This window comes from Psychrobacter sp. 72-O-c (genome assembly GCF_904846605.1).
Taxonomy (GTDB): Bacteria; Pseudomonadota; Gammaproteobacteria; order Pseudomonadales; family Moraxellaceae; genus Psychrobacter.
This window is the reverse complement of the sequence record NZ_CAJHBI010000011.1, coordinates 40488-60420: the sequence shown is the minus strand read 5'-3', so window position 1 is coordinate 60420 and position 19933 is coordinate 40488. Positions and strand designations below refer to the sequence as shown.

The 19933-nt window shown below is 43.4% G+C and carries 18 protein-coding genes; 8 read left to right on the top strand and 10 right to left on the bottom strand.

Annotated features, from left to right (window positions below; all coding sequences use genetic code 11):
- Positions 1-25 precede the first annotated feature (25 nt).
- The 3 genes from JMX97_RS05655 to JMX97_RS05645 all read left to right on the top strand — a co-directional run bounded on the left by JMX97_RS05655 (position 26) and on the right by JMX97_RS05645 (position 3586).
- Entirely contained in the window at positions 26-817 is a 792-nt protein-coding gene (locus JMX97_RS05655; RefSeq protein WP_201556191.1) for a HesA/MoeB/ThiF family protein, read from the top strand.
- A 51-nt stretch (positions 818-868) separates the two neighbouring features.
- The gene (locus tag JMX97_RS05650; RefSeq protein ID WP_201556189.1) at positions 869-2200 is read left to right on the top strand and encodes an ABC1 kinase family protein; all 1332 of its coding nucleotides are present in this window, start codon (positions 869-871) and stop codon (positions 2198-2200) included.
- Positions 2201-2311: 111 nt separating this feature from the next.
- A complete protein-coding gene (locus JMX97_RS05645; RefSeq protein WP_227671473.1) occupies positions 2312-3586 on the top strand; it encodes a YbfB/YjiJ family MFS transporter in 1275 nt (424 codons plus the stop codon).
- Between the two features lie 135 nt (positions 3587-3721).
- Here JMX97_RS05645 and JMX97_RS05640 read toward each other — a convergent pair whose 3' ends face one another.
- On the bottom strand, positions 3722-4210 hold the full coding sequence (locus JMX97_RS05640) for an Lrp/AsnC family transcriptional regulator (RefSeq protein ID WP_201556186.1): 489 nt from the start codon (positions 4208-4210) through the stop codon (positions 3722-3724).
- A gap of 234 nt (positions 4211-4444) precedes the next feature.
- On the opposite strand from JMX97_RS05640, the gene leuA reads away from it, so the two are divergent.
- Together leuA and JMX97_RS05630 are read left to right on the top strand one after the other, a co-directional pair.
- Positions 4445-6229, top strand: a complete 1785-nt coding sequence (gene leuA, locus JMX97_RS05635; protein WP_201556179.1) for a 2-isopropylmalate synthase — start codon at positions 4445-4447, stop codon at positions 6227-6229.
- A gap of 387 nt (positions 6230-6616) precedes the next feature.
- A complete protein-coding gene (locus JMX97_RS05630) occupies positions 6617-7267 on the top strand; it encodes a hypothetical protein (RefSeq protein WP_201556177.1) in 651 nt (216 codons plus the stop codon).
- 124 nt (positions 7268-7391) lie between these two features.
- Here JMX97_RS05630 and accC read toward each other — a convergent pair whose 3' ends face one another.
- The 4 genes from accC to JMX97_RS05610 form a co-directional block, all read right to left on the bottom strand.
- The gene (gene accC, locus JMX97_RS05625) at positions 7392-8738 is read right to left on the bottom strand and encodes an acetyl-CoA carboxylase biotin carboxylase subunit (protein ID WP_201556175.1); all 1347 of its coding nucleotides are present in this window, start codon (positions 8736-8738) and stop codon (positions 7392-7394) included.
- An 80-nt stretch (positions 8739-8818) separates the two neighbouring features.
- Positions 8819-9247: an acetyl-CoA carboxylase biotin carboxyl carrier protein gene (gene accB / locus JMX97_RS05620; RefSeq protein WP_201556173.1), complete on the bottom strand. Its 429-nt coding sequence runs from the start codon at positions 9245-9247 to the stop codon at positions 8819-8821.
- A 360-nt stretch (positions 9248-9607) separates the two neighbouring features.
- Positions 9608-10975 (bottom strand): MATE family efflux transporter, encoded by a 1368-nt coding sequence (locus tag JMX97_RS05615; RefSeq protein WP_201556171.1) that lies wholly within the window; start codon positions 10973-10975, stop codon positions 9608-9610.
- A gap of 505 nt (positions 10976-11480) precedes the next feature.
- Positions 11481-11987 carry an EVE domain-containing protein gene (locus tag JMX97_RS05610; RefSeq protein ID WP_201556169.1) on the bottom strand — a complete coding sequence of 169 codons (507 nt, stop codon included), beginning with the start codon at positions 11985-11987 and terminating at the stop codon, positions 11481-11483.
- A gap of 287 nt (positions 11988-12274) precedes the next feature.
- Between JMX97_RS05610 and hemW the strand changes: the two genes are divergently transcribed.
- A complete protein-coding gene (gene hemW, locus JMX97_RS05605; protein ID WP_201556161.1) occupies positions 12275-13480 on the top strand; it encodes a radical SAM family heme chaperone HemW in 1206 nt (401 codons plus the stop codon).
- Between the two features lie 127 nt (positions 13481-13607).
- On the opposite strand, the gene JMX97_RS05600 is transcribed toward hemW, so the two are convergent.
- Positions 13608-13748 carry an entericidin A/B family lipoprotein gene (locus JMX97_RS05600; RefSeq protein WP_201556152.1) on the bottom strand — a complete coding sequence of 47 codons (141 nt, stop codon included), beginning with the start codon at positions 13746-13748 and terminating at the stop codon, positions 13608-13610.
- A gap of 384 nt (positions 13749-14132) precedes the next feature.
- Between JMX97_RS05600 and JMX97_RS05595 the strand changes: the two genes are divergently transcribed.
- Complete coding sequence (locus JMX97_RS05595) at positions 14133-14708, top strand: tRNA (cytidine(34)-2'-O)-methyltransferase (RefSeq protein WP_201556150.1); 576 nt, start codon at positions 14133-14135, stop codon at positions 14706-14708.
- A 60-nt stretch (positions 14709-14768) separates the two neighbouring features.
- Here the strand turns inward: JMX97_RS05595 and JMX97_RS05590 are convergent, their stop codons facing one another.
- The 4 genes from JMX97_RS05590 to tusD form a co-directional block, all read right to left on the bottom strand.
- Complete coding sequence (locus tag JMX97_RS05590; RefSeq protein ID WP_227671475.1) at positions 14769-15077, bottom strand: TusE/DsrC/DsvC family sulfur relay protein; 309 nt, start codon at positions 15075-15077, stop codon at positions 14769-14771.
- Positions 15078-15142: 65 nt separating this feature from the next.
- A complete protein-coding gene (locus JMX97_RS05585) occupies positions 15143-15502 on the bottom strand; it encodes a hypothetical protein (RefSeq protein WP_201556146.1) in 360 nt (119 codons plus the stop codon).
- Between the two features lie 38 nt (positions 15503-15540).
- Positions 15541-15864 carry a hypothetical protein gene (locus JMX97_RS05580; protein ID WP_201556144.1) on the bottom strand — a complete coding sequence of 108 codons (324 nt, stop codon included), beginning with the start codon at positions 15862-15864 and terminating at the stop codon, positions 15541-15543.
- Positions 15865-15887: 23 nt separating this feature from the next.
- Complete coding sequence (tusD, locus tag JMX97_RS05575) at positions 15888-16355, bottom strand: sulfurtransferase complex subunit TusD (RefSeq protein ID WP_201556142.1); 468 nt, start codon at positions 16353-16355, stop codon at positions 15888-15890.
- Between the two features lie 466 nt (positions 16356-16821).
- On the opposite strand from tusD, the gene glnE reads away from it, so the two are divergent.
- Positions 16822-19677, top strand: coding sequence for a bifunctional [glutamate--ammonia ligase]-adenylyl-L-tyrosine phosphorylase/[glutamate--ammonia-ligase] adenylyltransferase (glnE, locus tag JMX97_RS05570; RefSeq protein WP_201556133.1), 2856 nt, complete (start codon positions 16822-16824; stop codon positions 19675-19677).
- Positions 19678-19933 lie beyond the last annotated feature (256 nt).

Here is a 19933-nt window from a genome sequence, read left to right as displayed (position 1 = left end):
TCTCGATAAGTTTTGGTAAAAAAATATGACCCATCCAGCAGAGATAGAAGTACTTACAGACGAAGAACTCTTACGCTACGCTCGGCAGGTATTGCTCGATGGCTGGGATCTTGATGCCCAGCTACGGCTAAAGTCTGCCCGTGTGGTGATGATTGGTGCTGGCGGACTTGGTTGTCCAGCCTCCGAAACACTTGTGCGTGCAGGGCTTGGGCAAGTGCATCTGATTGATGATGATGTGATTGAGGCCAGTAACTTGCAGCGGCAGACGCTGTTTCTACCAGATGATATTGGCAAGCCCAAAGCACTCACTGCTGCCCACATGCTAGAACAAATTAATCCATTGATTAGTGCTCGTGGTACGGTTGCTCGTTTAAGTCAAGACAATGCTTATGAGCTACTGGATATGGCGTCCGGTAAACCAGATTTACTTTTAGATTGCACGGATAATTTTGCGACTCGCGATGTCATTAATCGTATCAGTGTACGCTATCAAATCCCGTTACTGTCTGCCTCGGCGATTGCGATGCAAGGTCAATTGGCATTGTTTGAGCCTCAGTTAAACACAGGCTGCTATTATTGTGTGTTTGGTGCGCTTAATGCTGATACAGAGTTTGATGAGCGTACTTGCGCCAATTCAGGGGTGCTGGCCAGTACCACCGCCATTATGGGCAGCTTGCAGGCCAATGCCGCTTTACAATATTTAGGATTAACCAAAAATCCACTGACAAATAAACTGCTAATATGGGACGGTAGCCTGATGCAGCAGCGAATAATGGGCTATCGGCAAGATAAGCAATGTCCTATATGTGCTATTTAGTTTGCTAATTATTTTTAACTATTCTTTGTTTACTGACAACAGTTGTCCTTTATGAAAATCCATCGTCCTCATTTATTAAAGCACACCTTCAATGTTATGAACCGTGTTCGTCAAACGGCTAGTATTGCTGGGCTGTCTGCGTTACGAGTGGCAAAAGGTGAGAAGCCTGACGCTAATCTACTAAAAGAAACCTTTGAGCAGCTGGGTACCACTTATATAAAAATTGGCCAGTTTATTGCCAGTACGCCGTCGCTATTTCCACGTGAGTATGTTGAGGCATTTCAAGATTTTTTAGATCAAACGACCCCATTGTCCTATGATTATATCGAGCGGGTATTAATGGCTGAGCTGGCAGTGGATGGCTATACGCTAAGTGATAAATTCGCTCATATTGAGAAAAAACCACTAGCATCAGCTTCTATTGCGCAAGTCCATACTGCACGTCTACATAATGGTGATGAAGTGGTATTAAAAGTCCAGAAGCCCGGTGTTGAAACTATCATGCAGACCGATTTAGGTGTATTGCATGCGGTGACTAAACTGCTAGAGCTGCTGATGCCATCCATGAGATTTGCTAGTATTGCGCCGATTATCGATGAGATTCGGCTGCGCATGCTGGCAGAAACAGACTTCATCGCTGAGGCACAAAATATTCGTGATTTTCAGCAATTCTTAACAGTATCAGGTAACACGCGAGTTATTGGGCCTGAAGTCCACGATGAGCTGACCACTAGGCGCGTATTGACTATGAGTCGATTGTATGGGGTTTCTATGGTCGATGAGTCTGCCATGCGTCAGTATTGTGACGACCCCGCGCAAGTGATGGCAGATACCTTAAACACGTGGTTTGCAAGTTTGATGCTGTGTAATAGCTTCCATGCGGATTTACATGCCGGCAACCTGATGCTATTAACTGACGGCCGGATTGGCTTTTTAGATTTTGGTATCGTAGGTAAATTAAAAGCCGAAAGCTGGCGCGCTTGTATGGGTATGATGCAGGCTTTGCAAGATAACGATTATCAGATGATGGCACACCATATGATCGATATGGAAATGACCAACATGCGTAACCAGGTAGACGAGGTTGCCTTGGCCAAGGATTTGCAACGCATGATGCGGTCTATTATGGCTGAAGATAAAGCGTTTACTAGCGGCATACCGTTCAACACTAAAGAGCAAGCGGATGATCTTAATAAGATGATGCTCGAGATTGTCGATGTGGGTAAGCGTCATGGTATACACTTTCCGCGTGATTTTGCTTTATTGACCAAGCAGCTGCTATATTTTGATCGGTTTATGCGTACGCTAGCGCCTGATATGGATATGTTTAGTGATAAGCGTGTGGCGATGCTAGGGCAAGCGGACACAAAATCAATAGCGTAATACTCAGCAACGTTATCTATTTTCTCGTCGTAGATTTCCGTCACTGACTGCCATTTTTAAAAAATATTAACACAAAGGATTGTGTGCTAAGCGCCACAAATTGGCTCTGTCATGATGACTGAATCTCGCCACCGTATAATATCCCGCATTACTAACGAAACCGCCATCGCAGCGATAGGACTATATTGCATGGCGGTGGTGATGGGCTATGGGCGCTTTTTATTTACTGCCACCCTGCCTGATATTATGACTCAGCTGCCACTATCGACCACCATTGCCGGATGGCTGGCTTCGGTCAATTACATTGGTTACTTTATTGGCGCACTCATTGCGATGTTTGTGCCGCATCGTTTGACGTGGCAGATGCTGATAGTTTGGACCGGCATTAGTATAGTTACTACTATGCTGTTAGTTGTGCCAAATTTATCTTTGAGCTGGTGGTATGTCATTCGTCTGCTGTCAGGTATAGCAAGTGGGGTGGCGATGATTTTGAGCTCATCACTGGTCATTCAGCGCTTTAGTGTCGAGCGACGCTCTGTACTGTCAGCGCTACATTACGCGGGTATTGGGGTTGGTATTAGTGCTTCCGCTATACTGACATGGTGGCTGTTAACGCTAGGCTATCATTTTGATATTATTTGGCTGGTGGCAGGTATCACTAGTCTACCGGTTATGTGGTTGCTCTATGCCATACGTCCAGCTGATTCAGACCTTTCAGCTAACACGACATCTGAGCGTTTAGACTCCCATCATAAAGACCAGCGCTTCTCAGTGCATCAAACCTATATTAATTTCAAAAGATCGTTATATGAAGCGTCGATTGGTCATACCAAGGCCATTTTATTATTGTCAGCAAGTTACGTGCTCGCAGGGTTTGGTTATATTACCTCAGCGACTTTTCTACCGGTAATGGCGGCGCAGCGATTGACCACGCAAACCTATGCCGGACTGCTGATTTGGTTGGTTGTGGGCATTTTTGCGATGATATCCAATCCAATATGGGGCGCACTTGCTAAGCGTATCGGTGAGATAAAAACCTTAATAGGTTTAACCTTACTGCAAGCGTTGGGGATGTTTTTGCCCTTATGGTTCGATGGGGCACTCGGCTTATATGCTAACGCGGTCATTTTAGGACTAACCTTTGTCGGTATGGTCTCAATGACACTTACGCTTATTAAGAATATTAATCCAGATTACTCTAATTTACTAATAGGATTGGCGACTTTGGCTTATGCGCTAGGGCAGTTTATTGGGCCGTTAGTGACCGTCGCGTTGGCAGGCGATACCGATAATTTTAATGCCGGATTACTGGTCGCTAGTATTGGACTGCTTATCGGAATTGTTCTACTGTTATTTTTTCGCCGCCAGCCACAAGGTACGGCATAGAATATAGGTCAGTATTTAGTAATCGTTTTAACAATTGGTTTTTAACCATATAGTGGCACTGTGCGCTGTTTCTAAATTTGATTAACTATATAATATTAAACATCTGTATTACTCAATATTTCAACAACAATAAAACTAAACCACGCTACGGCTAAATACTTCCCGCAGCTCAAAGCTGGTATGTACTTGAGCAACGCCTTCAATACGATTAAGCCGGTGTAATAAAAATTCTTCATAATGTGCCATATCGCGCACTCGTACTTTAATCAAATAATCTTCAGTGCGTCCAGTGACAATGCTACAACTGATTACTTCATCGAAGCTTTGAACTTTACGTTCAAACTGCTCAAAGCGTTCGGCGGTATGGCGATCCATACTGATAGCGATAAATACCGATAAGGGATAGCCCAATTTTTGCGCATCGGTTTGAGTATGATAACCGGTAATAATCCCAGCCTCTTCCAAGCGTTTAATCCGGCGCGCGCAGGGCGTAGCAGAGAGATTAACGCGCTCAGCAAGCTCAGTAATACTCATGCGTGCCTCTAGCTGTAATAAGCGCAACAAGCACTTATCTATCTCATCGATATCAATGGATGGAAGGTTATCAGAATGACTATTTTGCATACTTTATTTAATAATTAGTGGATTAATCTAATTATAACCATAAAAATAGGTTTTATCGCTAAATTAATAATAATATATACAAAACAAAGCTGCTTTTCCCTTTATAAACTTTGTTATTATAATGGTATAAACTTCTATTATTTCGTATGATAAACACTATCTGATTTACGAGCTACGTTAACTACAAGCTACCCAGTTAAAAATACAAATTGCCACCTCATCTAAGGATTGATTATGTCTGACAATGCCACACACTCTGCGAAACCTGCCTCTGTTAAAGTAGCCCCAAAAAGTGCTGCTTTTGATTTTCGTAAATACCGTCCATTTGCTTTTGCGCCCTCGTTGACAGATCGCACATGGCCAAGCAAAACGATTGAGAAATCACCCATATGGGCCAGTGTGGATCTGCGTGATGGTAACCAAGCTCTGATTGATCCGATGACTATTGAGCAAAAAATGCGCTTTTTTAAGACTTTGGTCGACGTGGGCTTTAAAGAGATTGAGATCGGTTTTCCATCAGCAGCGCAAGTTGAGTTTGATTTTGCCCGTAAATTGATCGAAGAAAACCATGTACCTGAAGATGTGACCTTGCAAGTTCTGGTACAAGCCCGTGAGCATTTGATTGCTCATACCTTTGAATCATTAAAAGGCGCCAAGCGTGCCATCGTTCACGTTTATAACTCAACCTGCCGCATTCAGCGTGAAAAAGTCTACGGAAAAGATAAAGCTGAGATTAAAGAGATTGCCATTACCGGTGCTAAGTTGTTAGTTGAATATGCCGCCAAATATCCTGAAACAGAATGGGTATTCCAGTATTCGCCTGAGAGCTTTAGCCAAACTGAAACAGAATATGCGGTAGAAGTTTGTGATGCAGTTTGTGAAATTTGGCAGCCACAAAACGGTCAAGAAGTGATTCTTAACTTGCCCGCAACGGTTGAAGCCTCTATGCCCAATATCTTCGCCGATCAAGTTGAGTATTTCTGCCGTAACTTAGCCAAACGTGAACATGTGACGGTCAGTTTGCACACTCATAATGATCGTGGCTGTGCCGTAGCTGCCGCTGAGCTTGGTGTGCTTGCTGGCGCAGATCGTATTGAAGGCACATTGCTTGGTAACGGTGAGCGTACCGGTAATATGGATATCATGGTTATGGCGATGAACTTGTTTAGTCAAGGTATCGACCCTGAGCTAGATTTTAGTAATATGAGTGAAATTGTACAAGTGGTCAGCGAGTGTAATAATTTACCGCTACATCCACGCCATCCTTATGTTGGTGAGCTGGTCTTTACTGCCTTTAGTGGCTCACATCAAGACGCTATTAAAAAATCTCTTGATTACAATGAGAAAAATAAAGAGGAGACGGAAAACGTCTGGGACGTGGCTTATTTACCCATCGATCCTGCACATATTGGCCGCAGCTATCAAGATGTGGTACGTATCAATAGCCAGTCTGGCAAAGGTGGCGTCGCTTATATCCTTCAGCGCAACTACGGCTTTAACTTACCGCGTTGGATGCAAATTGACTTTAGCCGCGTCGTACAGCATCAGGCTGAGACTGCAGCGCGCGAATTACAAAACGATGAAATATTGCAGACCTTTGAAGATACTTACTTACAGCAAGGCAGTTTTGAGTTATTAGATTATAGTGTCAATAATAAAGGTGGCGAGGTTTACTTTAACGGCCAAGTGCAGATGAATGGCGAAACCCTTACCATTGATGGGACAGGTAATGGCCCATTGTCATCCTTCATCGATGGCTTAGCGCAGCATACCGGAAAGTCGCTACATGTTATCAACTATGCTGAGCACGCTATCAATCCGCAGCACAATAGTGATAACGGCATTGATGATGATAGCAATAGTGATAATAAGACCAATGCTAATGCTGTGGCCTACATTCAACTGAATGTCGATGGGGAAGTATATTCAGGCATCGGTACTTGTAGCAGCACCGTATCAGCAATGTTAAAAGGAGCGTTATCAGCTTTTGCTCAAGCGCCCAGTACAACGGCCGCCTAATATAAAATAGCTAGTTGATAAAGCAGTTAATTAGCAAGCCAGTTAATGAGATAGCCAAATAGTTTGATAAAACTAACTGAGCATATTTAATAATCATAGCGCCATGTCTCCTTGCGATAAGCAAATCAGAGTCATGGCGTTATTTTTTAATGTTTGTTCTTAATATTTTTTCGAAGCTTCTTTTTTGGTGGTTTTTTAGTAACTGTATTTAGTAATTGAGACTATCAGGTCATTTTGAATAGGAAGACAATTAAATAATGGCTGCGTCATCAGCTGACGTGTTAACTGTTTTCTGGCTACTTATAGCATAATGTTACTTGTGTTTTTAGTGTCTAAGACTTACGCTAATGTACATATTAATTATTATTACAAATAAAAAGGTTAACTATGGAACCTCTCTCAATTGCTTCATTTTCATTAGCAGCTATTTTAGCGTCACTGCCAGTAAATGGTAAAGTCATTAGCAAACCGACGATTACCACGCACATTAGCCCTGCCATCGCTGGACAATGGGAGATAGACCTAAACAGTAGCGATACTATAAGTAAGCGAACAGCGGCGCCTGCTGATCGAGCAACCACTAGTAATGAGCCTAAAGTCATTGCAGGCCAGAAAGATGGGGTACTGGATCAAAGTGAACGACGTATTATTAGTGTCGTACCCAGTAATATTGGAGCTAGCAATATTAAACCTAGTGCCAATATTGAGAATAACGCCGGTCAAAATATAAATGCATCAGCGAAATCTGACCAATGTCGTGAATTATATAACTTTGGTGCGGACAATGAAATGTGGGCGGTCAGTGGTAAAGAATGGACCTACGGGCGCTATTTGGTAACCCATCGTGAAGAGGGACTACCGATTATTGCTATCAAAACCATTTATGATAATAATGAAAAAGACTGTTCAGGTAATCAGGTTGATCAGACCGATGAAGCCCTAATTGCCTTTTTAAATCATGACGGTAATAAAATGCAGTGGTGTGCTGATCCTGATGGTAAAAAGTGCTATATGAACTTTCATAGAGTTTTACCTTAGCCTACCAAAGCTTGTCTTATCTAATCTCATTAAAAAACCGCTATCGTTGCTGATAACGGTTTTCTGATATAGATATTGATAATTACCGAGCATCATTACAATATACAGATTACGATGCCGCTTTTTATTTATTAGCAGTCAGTAGCTCTTTTTCAAGATAATGGATATTTTGTGCCTCAGTGGCAAAATTTTCATCGGCTAAAATTACATCACGGTGCAATGGGATATTAGTTTTTATACCTTCAATGATTAGCTCGTCCAGCGCATGCAAGGTTTTTGCAATGGCTTGTTGGCGTGTTTGGCCATGACAAATAAGCTTACCAATCAAGGAATCATAATAACTGGGAATCTCGTAACCAGGGTAGAGATGTGAGTCAAAGCGAACGCCGGCACCACTTGGTGCAAATAATTGTGTCACTGTACCGGGTGAGGGCATAAAGGTTACGGCATCTTCCGCATTGATACGACACTCAATAGCGTGACCTTGAACTTCAATCTCGCTTTGACGATAGGATAGTCCATAACCTGCGGCGATTTTTAACTGCTCAACCACTACATCAATACCCGTAATCATCTCAGTGACCGGATGCTCAACCTGAACACGGGTATTCATCTCAATAAAGAAAAATTCGTTATTTTCAAATAAAAATTCGAACGTACCCGCACCGCGATATTTAACCAGCTCACAAGCTTTGACGCAAGCATCCAAGATCGGTTGACGTACATCATCAGGGATGTCAGGGGCAGGCGCTTCTTCTAGTACCTTTTGATGGCGACGCTGTAGTGAGCAGTCACGGTCATAGAGATGAATGGCATTACCATTACCATCACCCAGTACTTGAACTTCAACATGGCGTGGGTTCTGTAAATAGCGTTCCATATAAACGGTATCATCACCAAACCATAGCTCAGCTTCTTGCTTAGCGGCTTGTACTTGGCCGATAACTTCTTCGAAACGTTCGACGACACGCATACCGCGGCCACCACCACCAGATGCGGCTTTAATTATCAGCGGAAAGCCGATATTGCGCGCTTGTTCTTCAGCATTATGTAGGTTTACTGCACCAACGGAACCCGGTACGGTGGGAACGCCTGCTTTTTTCATGGCGTTAATAGCAGAGACTTTATTACCCATTAAACGAATATGATCCGCGTTAGGACCGACGAAAGTTAACCCTGCTTCCTCAACGCGCTCAGCGAATTCAGCATTTTCAGCTAAAAAGCCGTAACCAGGATGGATAGCATCAGCGCCAGAGATTTCAGCAGCGGTTAAGATAGTATTAATATTTAGATAACTCTGATTGGCGTTGGGCTTACCGATACAAATGGCTTCATCAACGAAGCGCAGGTGCATTAGGTTCTCGTCGGCAGTAGAGTAGACACCGACAGTCTCGATACCAAGCGCTTTACAAGCGCGGACAATACGTAGAGCAATCTCACCTCGATTGGCGATGAGCAGTTTTTTTATCATGGGGTCATCCTTGTCAAAGCGGTGTTGATTGATTAAATTTTTATAATCAATCACAACAAAGTAAAGTGTGGCAGATACCGTTAAGCTTTATAGCGTATGACGGGCTGGCCAAACTGTACGACCTCAGAGTTGTCCACTAAGATTTCGTCAACGACACCGCTTTGAGTGGCTTCAAGCGGATTCATAATTTTCATCGCTTCGATAATACCCAGCGTATCACCAGCTTGTACTTTTTGTCCGATTTTTACAAATGGGGGATCGTTAGGGCTAGGCGCGGAATAAAATACACCCACCATTGGTGAGGTCTCAACGCTACCCGCTTTTGTGTTTTCTTTGGCTTCAGTAGCGACAGGCACACCGACAGCAGTAGGAGCAGCCATCATCGTTGGGACAGGGGCATCGTAATGACGAGTAAGACTAATATGCTCATCGTCTGAACTGACTTCTAGATTGACCAGTTCGTTTTCTTCCATGAGGGCGATTAAGGTGCGTATTTTTTCAATATCCATAATTTTAATGAGGCCTTGTACTAGAATTCAAGTAATAGTGTAACAAAATATTGTCTAATTAATTGCTAATGATACCTATATTCAGCGCAATGAGCAATCAATGTACAGTTGTTAACTGGAAATTTTACATATTTTGACGTGAACATACTCATCGGTAAGAAATACCCAATCATTCATCATAGTCTATGTGGCTAGGTAGCGCTAGTAATGGTTACTAGACGCTACGATAGAAAAGTTTGATAGAAAAATAAGACAACTATTTGAAAAATGCTGAGGGAAAAAATTTAGATGACAGTTATGGGCAGCACACACACTATAGCTTAGTAACATAGTTTATGTAAAAACGCATGGTTGATTGAGCTAAGCCCACATCGCTCTCAAGCGTTTCTGTTGATAACGCAGACGCAGCGTGAGTAGAATAGAAGATAAAAATAAGCCGGTAATTAACGCCATCCAAAACCCTTGTGCCCCAGTATCCGTAAAGCGCACTAAGTAAATACCAAGCGGTAAGGCGACGATCCAATAACAAAATAGCGTCACCCACATTGGCACGGTAGTGTCCTGCATACCGCGTAATATACCGGCAATATTGACCTGCCAGCCATCAAATAATTGATAGGCAAGCGCAAAAATCAATAGGTGCATGGCTTGTGCGCGTACTTCTGGGTTATCAGTGAAAGCAGCCGCCAGTTGTGGTCTGAACAGCCAAATCCCCAGCATACAAACAATAGCGATAAGTATCGTCCAGATAAGCCCAGTGGTTTGTACATTGTGTAGGGCAACGAGGTTTTTTTGGCCAAAACGATTGGAAACCATAATGGTCAGGGCCATTGCTACCGAGATAGGTATCATAAACAGCTGCGAAGTCACGGCCAGTGCCACTTGATGCGATGCTGTTGCCAATTCGCCTAACGGACTGATCACCAGTGCCCCTAAGCTAAATAAACTGGCCTCAAAAAAGATAGAAACACCGATCGGTATTCCCAGCTTAAGTAGTTTTGTGATTTGCTCGCGGTTGGGTTTAGTGAAGCTATAAAAAAATCGTGTACTGGCAAATTGCTGGCGTTTAGTAAAGGTGGTGTAAGCCGCCAATAGTAAGACATTTATCCACAACACGATAGCCGTTGCCACCCCGCAACCCGCACCACCCATCTCAGGCATACCGTACAAACCATGAATAAAAATATAGTTCAATGGAATATCTGCGAGGAGTCCAATAATACTAATAACAGTTACTGGCTCAGGACGCCCAAGTGCTTCGCAATAACTGCGTAGCACGGCATACACGGCCATAGCAGGGAATCCAAAGGACACCCCGTGTAAATACTGAGAGGCTATGGGGCGGATATTGTCAGGAACCCCCATTATCCCAAGCACGTTAGGCATTAAGTTGACAATAATAAAGCCAATGATACCTATTACCCCTGCGGTCCATAATGACTGCTGGGTGATATGAGGTACTTGGTCGTGCTTATTTTTCCCTATTGCTTCCCCAATTAAAGGCGTAGTCGCAATCAGAATACCGGTTGCCAGTAAAAACAGCGGTAGCCAAATACCAGAGCCAACTGCGACAGCCGCTAAGTCTAATGCAGAAACTTGTCCGGCCATAATGGCATCAACAACGCCTAATGCTGCTTGGCAAAACTGGGTAATCAAGATAGGTAACGCTAGTACGCCTAAGCGCAAGCTGTAGCTCTTAAAATCTGTAAAGGATATCGGCAAAGCCATGGTTAGCAACTTTTCATTATTCAAGGTGGTTATTGTTAATGGATAAATACTGTCATCAACAAATCAATAGCGGAACAGTAAGATAGGAATAGTGCCGGCAATCATACTCTGGTAAATCATGCTAAACACAATAATACGGGCTGATTAGTTATAATCAATACTAAAATAAAAGCGATACGTAGATAAATGCGTGCAGCTGGTAAGAATTTGCTAGCGTGCTGTGCGCTTCGCCAGACAGAGGCTGCAAAAATTTCTACCAGCCACACCGTCTCTGTTTGAAAATGTACTGACTACAATAAGAATCTGTTTGAAAATGTACTGACTACAATAAGAAATAGAGAGTTATTAAAATACAGCCAGAAAAATACGGACACTAAAATAAAAATAACCCGTCAATTCAAGATATGAATGGACAGGTCAAAAGTAACTAGAATGGTAAAGAAGCTATACCGTGATGTCAATGTTTTCTGCAGGCATTAATTGAACAGTAATTAGTATACCTGAGTCATAGTAACGGCAATAAGGAGTCCTCACTATCCGGCAAGAGATCTAGCGTTTCTGCCATATCCATAATCGTTCGCCAATGCTTAGGTTCAAGCGGGATGACGGTTAATTGCTCACAGCCTTTTCTGAGTAATAAAGAGTCCTCAAGCGCAGGCAAGAATTTAAGTTGGGATAGTGGCAGTGTATTGGTGAAGGCTTGTTCAAAGGCCACATCTACCAGATACCAGCGCGGCTGCTCTTCTGTCGCCTTGGGGTCATAATGACGGTGTTCAGGATGAAACTGGGTCGGGTCGGGGTAGCCTGCTTTACTGATAGTCATAATGCCCGCAGCCCCAGAGGGCTTGGCGCTTGAATGATAAAAAAATACTTGATCACCCACCTTCATATTATCACGCATAAAGTTACGGGCGCGGTAATTACGCACGCCATCCCAGCTCTCTGTACCCATACGTTGTAAGTCATCAATCCCAAAAAAACGGGGATTAGACTTCATAAGCCAATAGGCCATGTTCTTTATCCTTTTAGTTATAGCTAATAATTCATTATAATTTTATACAGTAACAGCAGTTGTGAGCTATTTTGCCTGTAACAGAACGCCGTTAACATGAGCGTTTGTTACTGGTTTTGTTATTGACGTGCTTTTCTTTAAGTTAACCTTTTTTTTAAGCAGTTTAGCCGTTATCCTAACGTTACTTTTTGCTGTTGATGACAGCTTCTCATTGATGAATAAGTCTATTTATGTCCAAATCTAAATCTAAAAGCATTTCGCATGCTTCTAATTTAAATAGTTCTAGTATGAGTAACATAGACGCGAAGGGTATCCCGCTTGCGCTATACATACATATTCCGTGGTGCGTAAAAAAATGTCCCTACTGCGATTTTAACTCGCACGAGCTGGGTACGGATATATCATTATCAATGTATGATGAGTACGTAGATGCGCTGTTATTAGATGCGCGTATGCAGCAGCCATTGACTCAAGGGCGAGAGATTAGCTCGATATTTATCGGTGGCGGTACGCCGTCGTTACTACCCATTGCTCAGTATCAGCGCTTATTTTCTGGATTGCGTGCGTGTTTTGATTTTGCAAGCGATATTGAAATCACTATGGAAGCCAACCCTGGTACGCTAGAGCATGCGCCATTTTCTGAATATTTAGATGTGGGTATCAACCGCTTGTCTATTGGTGTGCAAAGCTTTGACGCCGATAAGCTTAATACGCTTGGGCGTATCCATGATCCTAAGCAGGCACTATCAGCGATTAACTCAGCTCGCACTGCTGGTTTTGAGCGGGTAAATGTTGATTTGATGCACGGTTTGCCGCAGCAGACCATGATCGAGGCATTATATGATATTCAAATCGCGCATGATGCCGGAGCGACCCATATATCTTGGTATCAGCTGACCATTGAGCCTAATACGGTATTTTATCGCAATCAGCCAATTTTACCGGACGAAGACAGTTTGGCCGATATTGAGCAGGCGGGACAGGCTTTATTACAGAGCTTAGGTTATGATAATTATGAGGTGTCGGCATGGGCTGGCGCATCAGATATGCCGTGTCGTCATAATATTAATTATTGGCAATTTGGTGACTATCTGGCGATTGGTGCTGGCGCTCACGGTAAGGTCAGTATTGGGGAACAGAAATCAAGTATCTCACTAGACAATGAACTTTTAACAACAGTAGGAATTTATCGCTTTAGTAAATCACGTATGCCCAAAGACTATGTTTCCTGTCAGGATGCCCCAAAAATGGTTGGCTGGCAAGCAATCCCGAACGATGAGTTGGTCAGCGAATTCATGCTTAATGCGCTACGTCTGCATGAGGGTGTCACTTGGGCGTTGTTTGAAGCGCGAACGAATTTGCACTACAGTGATATTGCTGAACAAGTAGCTAAACTGGTTAGCCAAGGCTTGCTAATGGACAGTAAAAATATGCTACGGCCTACTGCATTGGGACGGCGTTATCTCAATCAAGTATTGCGAGAGTTCTTATAATTTTATATGATAAAAATTTTGTGAGATATGAGTGATCCACTACCCAAGGTTTAGAGTAGGATGAAAGAAAAAAGGCTTACCAAATAAATAGTAAGCCTTTTAAACACCAAATCTAAGCACTTAAAACTTAGATTTTTTGTTTTACGTCTGTCGCTGTATTACTTACAGCATCGCCAGCACTTGATACGTCTTGGCCTAAACCTGCAAAAGTATTACAACCAGTTAGTACAAACATTGCAGTCATAGATGCGATAATTAATTTTTTCATAATACTGTCCTCGAAATAGGTACATTCATACCAGTGAAATAAATCACGTTAAGCGATTTGCTGTAACGCCATCTATTATATGTAGAATAAAAAAGCAACACTGTTGATTCATATAAAGGCATATTAACTATGCCATCTTAATGTCGTGGTATTGCTTCGTCATCTGTCAGGGTCATAATAATAAAAGTTAAAATGGTTGCCCAGTATCAAAATGTAATTATTGACAGTAAACTGTAACTTTTCATTACGCTAAAATATAAGACGACTTACTTCACTGTTAAACAGTAATACTTATATGTAGATATATTGACTGCTAAGCCGTAAGCAAATTATAGTCAAACCAATCATTATTAAGTTATCTATTGACCTATTTATGGAACCATTATGACCATTCACATTGTGCTGGTAGCCCCAAAAATGCCTAGCAATACTGGAAACATTATTCGTCTGTGTGCTAACAGTGGTGCGCAGCTGCATGTCGTGAAGCCTTTAGGGTTTGAGCTTGATGACAAGAAGCTGCGCCGCGCTGGCTTGGATTATCATGAGTACGCGGATCTACAAGTACATGATAACTGGACGGCTGCCAAACAGGCGCTAATGACCGCGGACTGTCGTATCATCACGGCAATGACTACTAAGCTTAGCAAATCGTTTTACGATTATAATTTTATGACTCAAGCGAGTGCTGACTTAGAAACCAATTCAAAAAGCACTTCTGATGTAGCACCTAACATAGCATTGGTATTTGGTTCAGAAACAGCAGGCTTAGTAGAGGAGATTCGTGATGATATTGGCGCAGCTCATTGGCTTAGATTGCCTATGTTGCCTGACTCACGCAGTTTAAACTTATCCAACAGTGTGGCGATATGTCTATATGAGGTATGGCGGCAGCAAAACTTTGGTGGTGACGAAGGTCGCAGTGTTGGTTATGAAACCCTTACGGTTTATGACCCAAAATAGCTGTTTTATAAGTAGCTTTTTAAGTAACCTTTTTATAACTAGATTCTTATAAGTAGACTTTTATAAACAATTAGGCGGTTTTGGCAGTCCAGCGAGGCGATTAACATGGCGGGCGACCAAACCGGTATTAAACAGTTGCTGTAGCTTTTGATTGCTGATGTCGTGCTCCGGTAAGGTTTGTTGTAGCCATTTAATCAGCGGGCGAGTGGCAGGGGCGTGATTGAACTTATCAAAAAAGGCGCGTACTTGTTGCAAAATCTGTAAATGCTCAGCGCTCAAACTGACATCCAGCGTATCAGCGAGCTGCTGGGCAATATCAGGAGTCCAAAGCGTATGGTCACATAAATGACCGTCTTGGTCTAATGCCATGTTAGCAGTCGCAATAGACGTTGTAGTGATAGCAGCTGGAATAGTAGAAGTCGGAGTAATAGCAGTCATAAGGCAATCGTCACCACTTTGTCGAACTTGGCTTCATTAACATCGGTTCCATCAATATTGGTATTTTGGGTCATCTCGACCCACTCACTATCAGTTAACAGGGCGGTTAACTTGGCATTTAGGTTTAGCTTAGCAGTAGTATTGGACGATAGCTGGGCTACATCATCGGCAAGCGCGTAGATGCCCATGATACCTTGTATCTCATTCTCATCCAAATAAGCGTTTAGCCATTCAATAAAAGCGACCGTTGTGCCCAGCAAGAGGATACTGTCGCCAGCACGCCATGTTAGCGCCATCTCTTCAGTGCTGCGACTAAGTGTGTCCATTGCGCTGTGTAATTGATATAAGGTTGCCATAACGGTGTCCGATTGCTAGTAGCTATAGTATATGAAAATTAGAAGGTTAGAATTTGTTCAAAGTCCTGTGAGTTGATGCTCTCTGGTATGAGCATCAATTGCGTGGCCAAGTCGTTTGGCAGCATACCTGTGAGCCAACCGCTAAACACATCACTAGGTAGCCAAGCCGCTGGTATGTCATACAATTCAAGCGATTGAATCATACCGTGCAAACGAGACTGGGGCTGCATTAATAATCCAAAGACGGGCGCGTCTAAATACAACTGCACCTCATGGCCAAAGGTCGCTAGTGTCAAGGCGAGGGCACAGCCTTCGTAACTTGCCATCTCAGTAGGCGTGCGCAGCTGAATAAGTAATTTCATGGTTTATCCTTAATTAAGCAGTCTCAAAACTGTATCAGGCGGCAGTTACTTTGCATTATCATCGCAAGCTCACTTAAACCCACCAAATGAAACCCAGCTGCCAGATTTTCGCCATTGAGCTGATGACGCGCGCTATTGTCCGTATCACTGATACCACGACTGAGCGCAGTACTGACGCAAACGGGTAGCGATAGCTGATATTGCTCAGCGAGATTCTGCCATTCCTGTGTTAAGTTGGTTTGATCAGCAGACTGCCAGCGTAACCGATTCGCAGTATGCGCGGCATCGGCGTAAAAAAAGACGTGCAGTGGCTGCTTATCGTTTTCAAAGCTGTCAGGGTTTTCAGACTTATAAGTACGGTCATTGACCTTATTCTCATGAGTAGATGCTGCTTGCTGAAGAAAGGCACGAACATAGCGCAGCGCTAAATAAGCAAGCGGATGGCTGGGGTCGGCGGTTATCAGTAGGAGTGGCGTAGGGGCGGTGGTCATAAGCATGCTCATAAGCGTAGTATCGTGAGTTAACGATGATTATTATTAAAGGTTAATAGTTATTGGTTATGAGAATTTAAAGATCACTCATATTTTATTTTTGATTTTCTTCCACTTCTCTAACATTGCTCAATCGGCTCTCTTCTTTTTGGTTATTTGTATAAAGTTTTCAAATGGTCTGAGACATTAAAACCTACCTGCCGTATTATTATTGACAATAATATCATCAACGCCTCACTGCGCAAAGTATGCTTCGGCGTTCCATTTTTTCTTATTATTGCCATCGTTCACGTTAAAGTTTTTCATGCTACCATAAAGTTGAGCCGAACGGACTCAGTGTTGTTGATTAGGTTCGTTCTGGCCGTATTCTATATTTATAGTGACTATCTCGTAAGAAAAAACGTTAAACTTATTCCCTAGACTCACGTAGTCTTAGTGTTCTATGCTGCAAGGAGTTGTTGTCGATATGCTATCTGTCACGCCCAACGGTACCGGTTACCAACCCACACCAGAACAGCTACGAGTTCTGCAAACTGCCAGTGAGTTTGCGTATCAGATTTGGGAGACCCGGACGGTCTCGTGCCAGACGTTTTTACGTAGCTATCCATTAGAGGACACCTTGACGCGTCAGCAAATTGATGATCTTATTCAAGATTATACCCTAGATGATAACTATGAGCTTGCTGACGAAGTTAATGTAATGAGTGGGCTGCGGCATTTACGTATGCTATTGATGATGCGCTGGATTTGGCAAGATGCATTGGGCGTGATTGCGCTTGAACAGTTGACTGATGAGCTATCTGAATTCGCCGACGGCTGTATTCTATTTGCTAAGGATTATACCTACCAGCATCTCATTGCCCAATATGGGCAGCCGACCTTTATTAATGATGCAGGCAACTTGCAAATTGATGATATGGTAATTATGGCGATGGGTAAGCTTGGTGCTCATGAGCTGAACTTATCTAGTGATATTGACCTCATCTTTGTGCATCAGGCACGAGGTGAGACTGATGGCGACAAGGCAAAAGGTACGCGCTGTATTGATAATAAGCGCTTTATGACTCGACTTGGTCAAGGCATTATTAAGTTGCTTGATAATAATACGGCCAATGGCTTTGTCTTTCGAGTAGATATGCGCCTGCGTCCATGGGGAGATGGGAGTGACTTAGCCATTCATCTGTCCGCATTACAAAAATACTTTACCCATCATGGCCGCGCATGGGAGCGCTTTGCTTGGTTAAAAGCGCGCGTAGTTGGGCAGATTTCACCGCCATTTTATGACCAACTACAAGCCCTTATTAAGCCCTTTGTCTTTCGTTATTATGTTGATTATAGTGCGTTCTCAGCCCTGCGTGAGATGAAATCCTTGATTCAAAATCAAGTCGCGCAGCGTGAAGACCTTGATAACATCAAGCTTGGGGCTGGCGGTATCCGTGATATCGAGTTTATTGTGCAAGCTTTCCAATTAATCTATGGCGGACGGCACCCGCAGCTACAGGTTAAATCTTGCTTGCAAGCCATGCAAGCGTTGTGTGAGCGTGAGTACCTAGAGCCTAAGACTTATGAGCAATTACAAGCGGCTTATCGGTTTTTGCGCCGGTTGGAACATGGTATTCAGGCCATCAATGATCAACAGACCCAGCGCTTGCCACATGATAGCCATTGGCAGCGTAATCTTGCCATCACACTTGGGTTTGAGGGCTGGTCGGCGCTACTGATCACGCTGAATCAACATCGGGACAACGTTAATGTGCCGTTTGAGCGTATGGTGACCGAACGTCAGATACCTGCGCAAGAAGATACTGCCCTTGAGCCGGCTCATCTCGATGAACAAATTGCCCAGCTTGACACGGTATTGACTGAACAAAATCGCGCTCAGCTAAAGTTATTTTGGCAATCAAAAATGGTAGCCAATCTTAGTGATGAAGCAAGAAGTCGATTAGATGAGGCTTATCCAGTTATTGTGCATGCGTTACTGGCGCATCAAGAACAACAGCAACTTGCTAATACGGCATTGCCACGTCTGATCGCTCTGCTGGAGGCCATTTGTCGCCGTTCTATCTATTTGGTGATGATTGCGGAAAATCCTAATGCGACGGTTGAGCTGATTCCGATGCTGTCAGCCAGCCCTTGGATTGCCAAAGAATTAGCACGTTACCCAGTGCTGCTCGATAATTTTTTACAGCAGCGCTATCGCCATCTGCCGGACAAACCGGAGCTGCGCGATATTTTGCGCCAGCAGTTACTACGTGTGGAACCTGATGATGAAGAGGAGCTACTCAGCGTCCTGCGCCTATTTAAAAAGAACCAAGTATTGGCAGTAGCAGCCAGTGATGTGCTCGCTGAGCGACCTATCATGAAGGTATCAGACTCCTTGACTTATATCGCTGCTGTGGTGTTAGAAGCGGCACTTGAGCGTGCTTTTGCAGAGTTAATTAATCGTTACGGCTATCCTATTGGTCAAGATGGCGATCCGGTGACTGAGGCTGATTGCGGCTTTGCCATTATCGGTTATGGCAAGCTTGGCGGGCTTGAATTGTCATATTCTTCTGATTTAGATTTGGTATTTTTGCATAAAATAAAAGAGCAGGGCATGACCACAGGTGAGAAGTCGGTAAGTGGTATGAAGTTTGCGGCGCGCCTCGCTCAGAAGCTCATGACTTATCTAAATACCCAAACTCGTGATGGTCGTGCTTATGAGGTTGACATGCGTCTGCGGCCTTCGGGTAATGCGGGTATGATGGTGGTTTCTTGCCACGCCTTTGAGACGTATCAGCTTGATAAGGCCTGGTCATGGGAGCATCAAGCGTTAGTACGGGCGCGAGCAATCTGTGGCGACAAGCGTGTGACCGTGCGTTTTTGTGATATTCGCCGAACGGTTTTGGCATTGCCGCGCACCTTAAAGCAGGTACGTACAGAGGTGACCAGCATGCGAATTAAGATGCAAAAACATCTGGGTACCAGCCAGTGGCAGCAGCAAGCCGGTAAGTTTCATTTAAAGCAAGATGCGGGTGGCATTGTTGATATTGAATTTTTGGCTCAGTTTGCCGTGCTGGCTTATTCACATGACTATCTGAGCTTGACCAAATGGAGTGATAACGTCCGTATATTTGAAGAAATGGCTGCGTTAGGTATCTGGGAGGCACAAGTGTGTCAGGACTTGACCGATGCTTATCTTCGCATTCGTGCGGCAACCCATCAATTAGCATTGGCCGAGCAGTCATTACTGGTTGATGAGTCGCTATGGAAAGAGACGCGAGCGCTCGTGCAAGATCAATGGCAACGTCTTATGGGGGTAGAGCCAGCACAGGAAGAATAAGCTGTATAATAAAGCCCCGGTAAATAAAAGCCGTCTATGAGCGAGCTAAAATATTTCGTTTGCTACGGCTGCTGGTGCTATAATAATTCGCAAATCATAAAATACAATAGAAAGAGAGCCGTTTAACCGACATTATTTGGGCATTAATTCTTACTGAGTTAATGTTTAATCGTCTAACGACCAACTATTTAACGCTTATTTGTTTAATGGCTCTCTAATTTAGTAGCTATATTTTTAATAGTTCAGCTGAACGTCG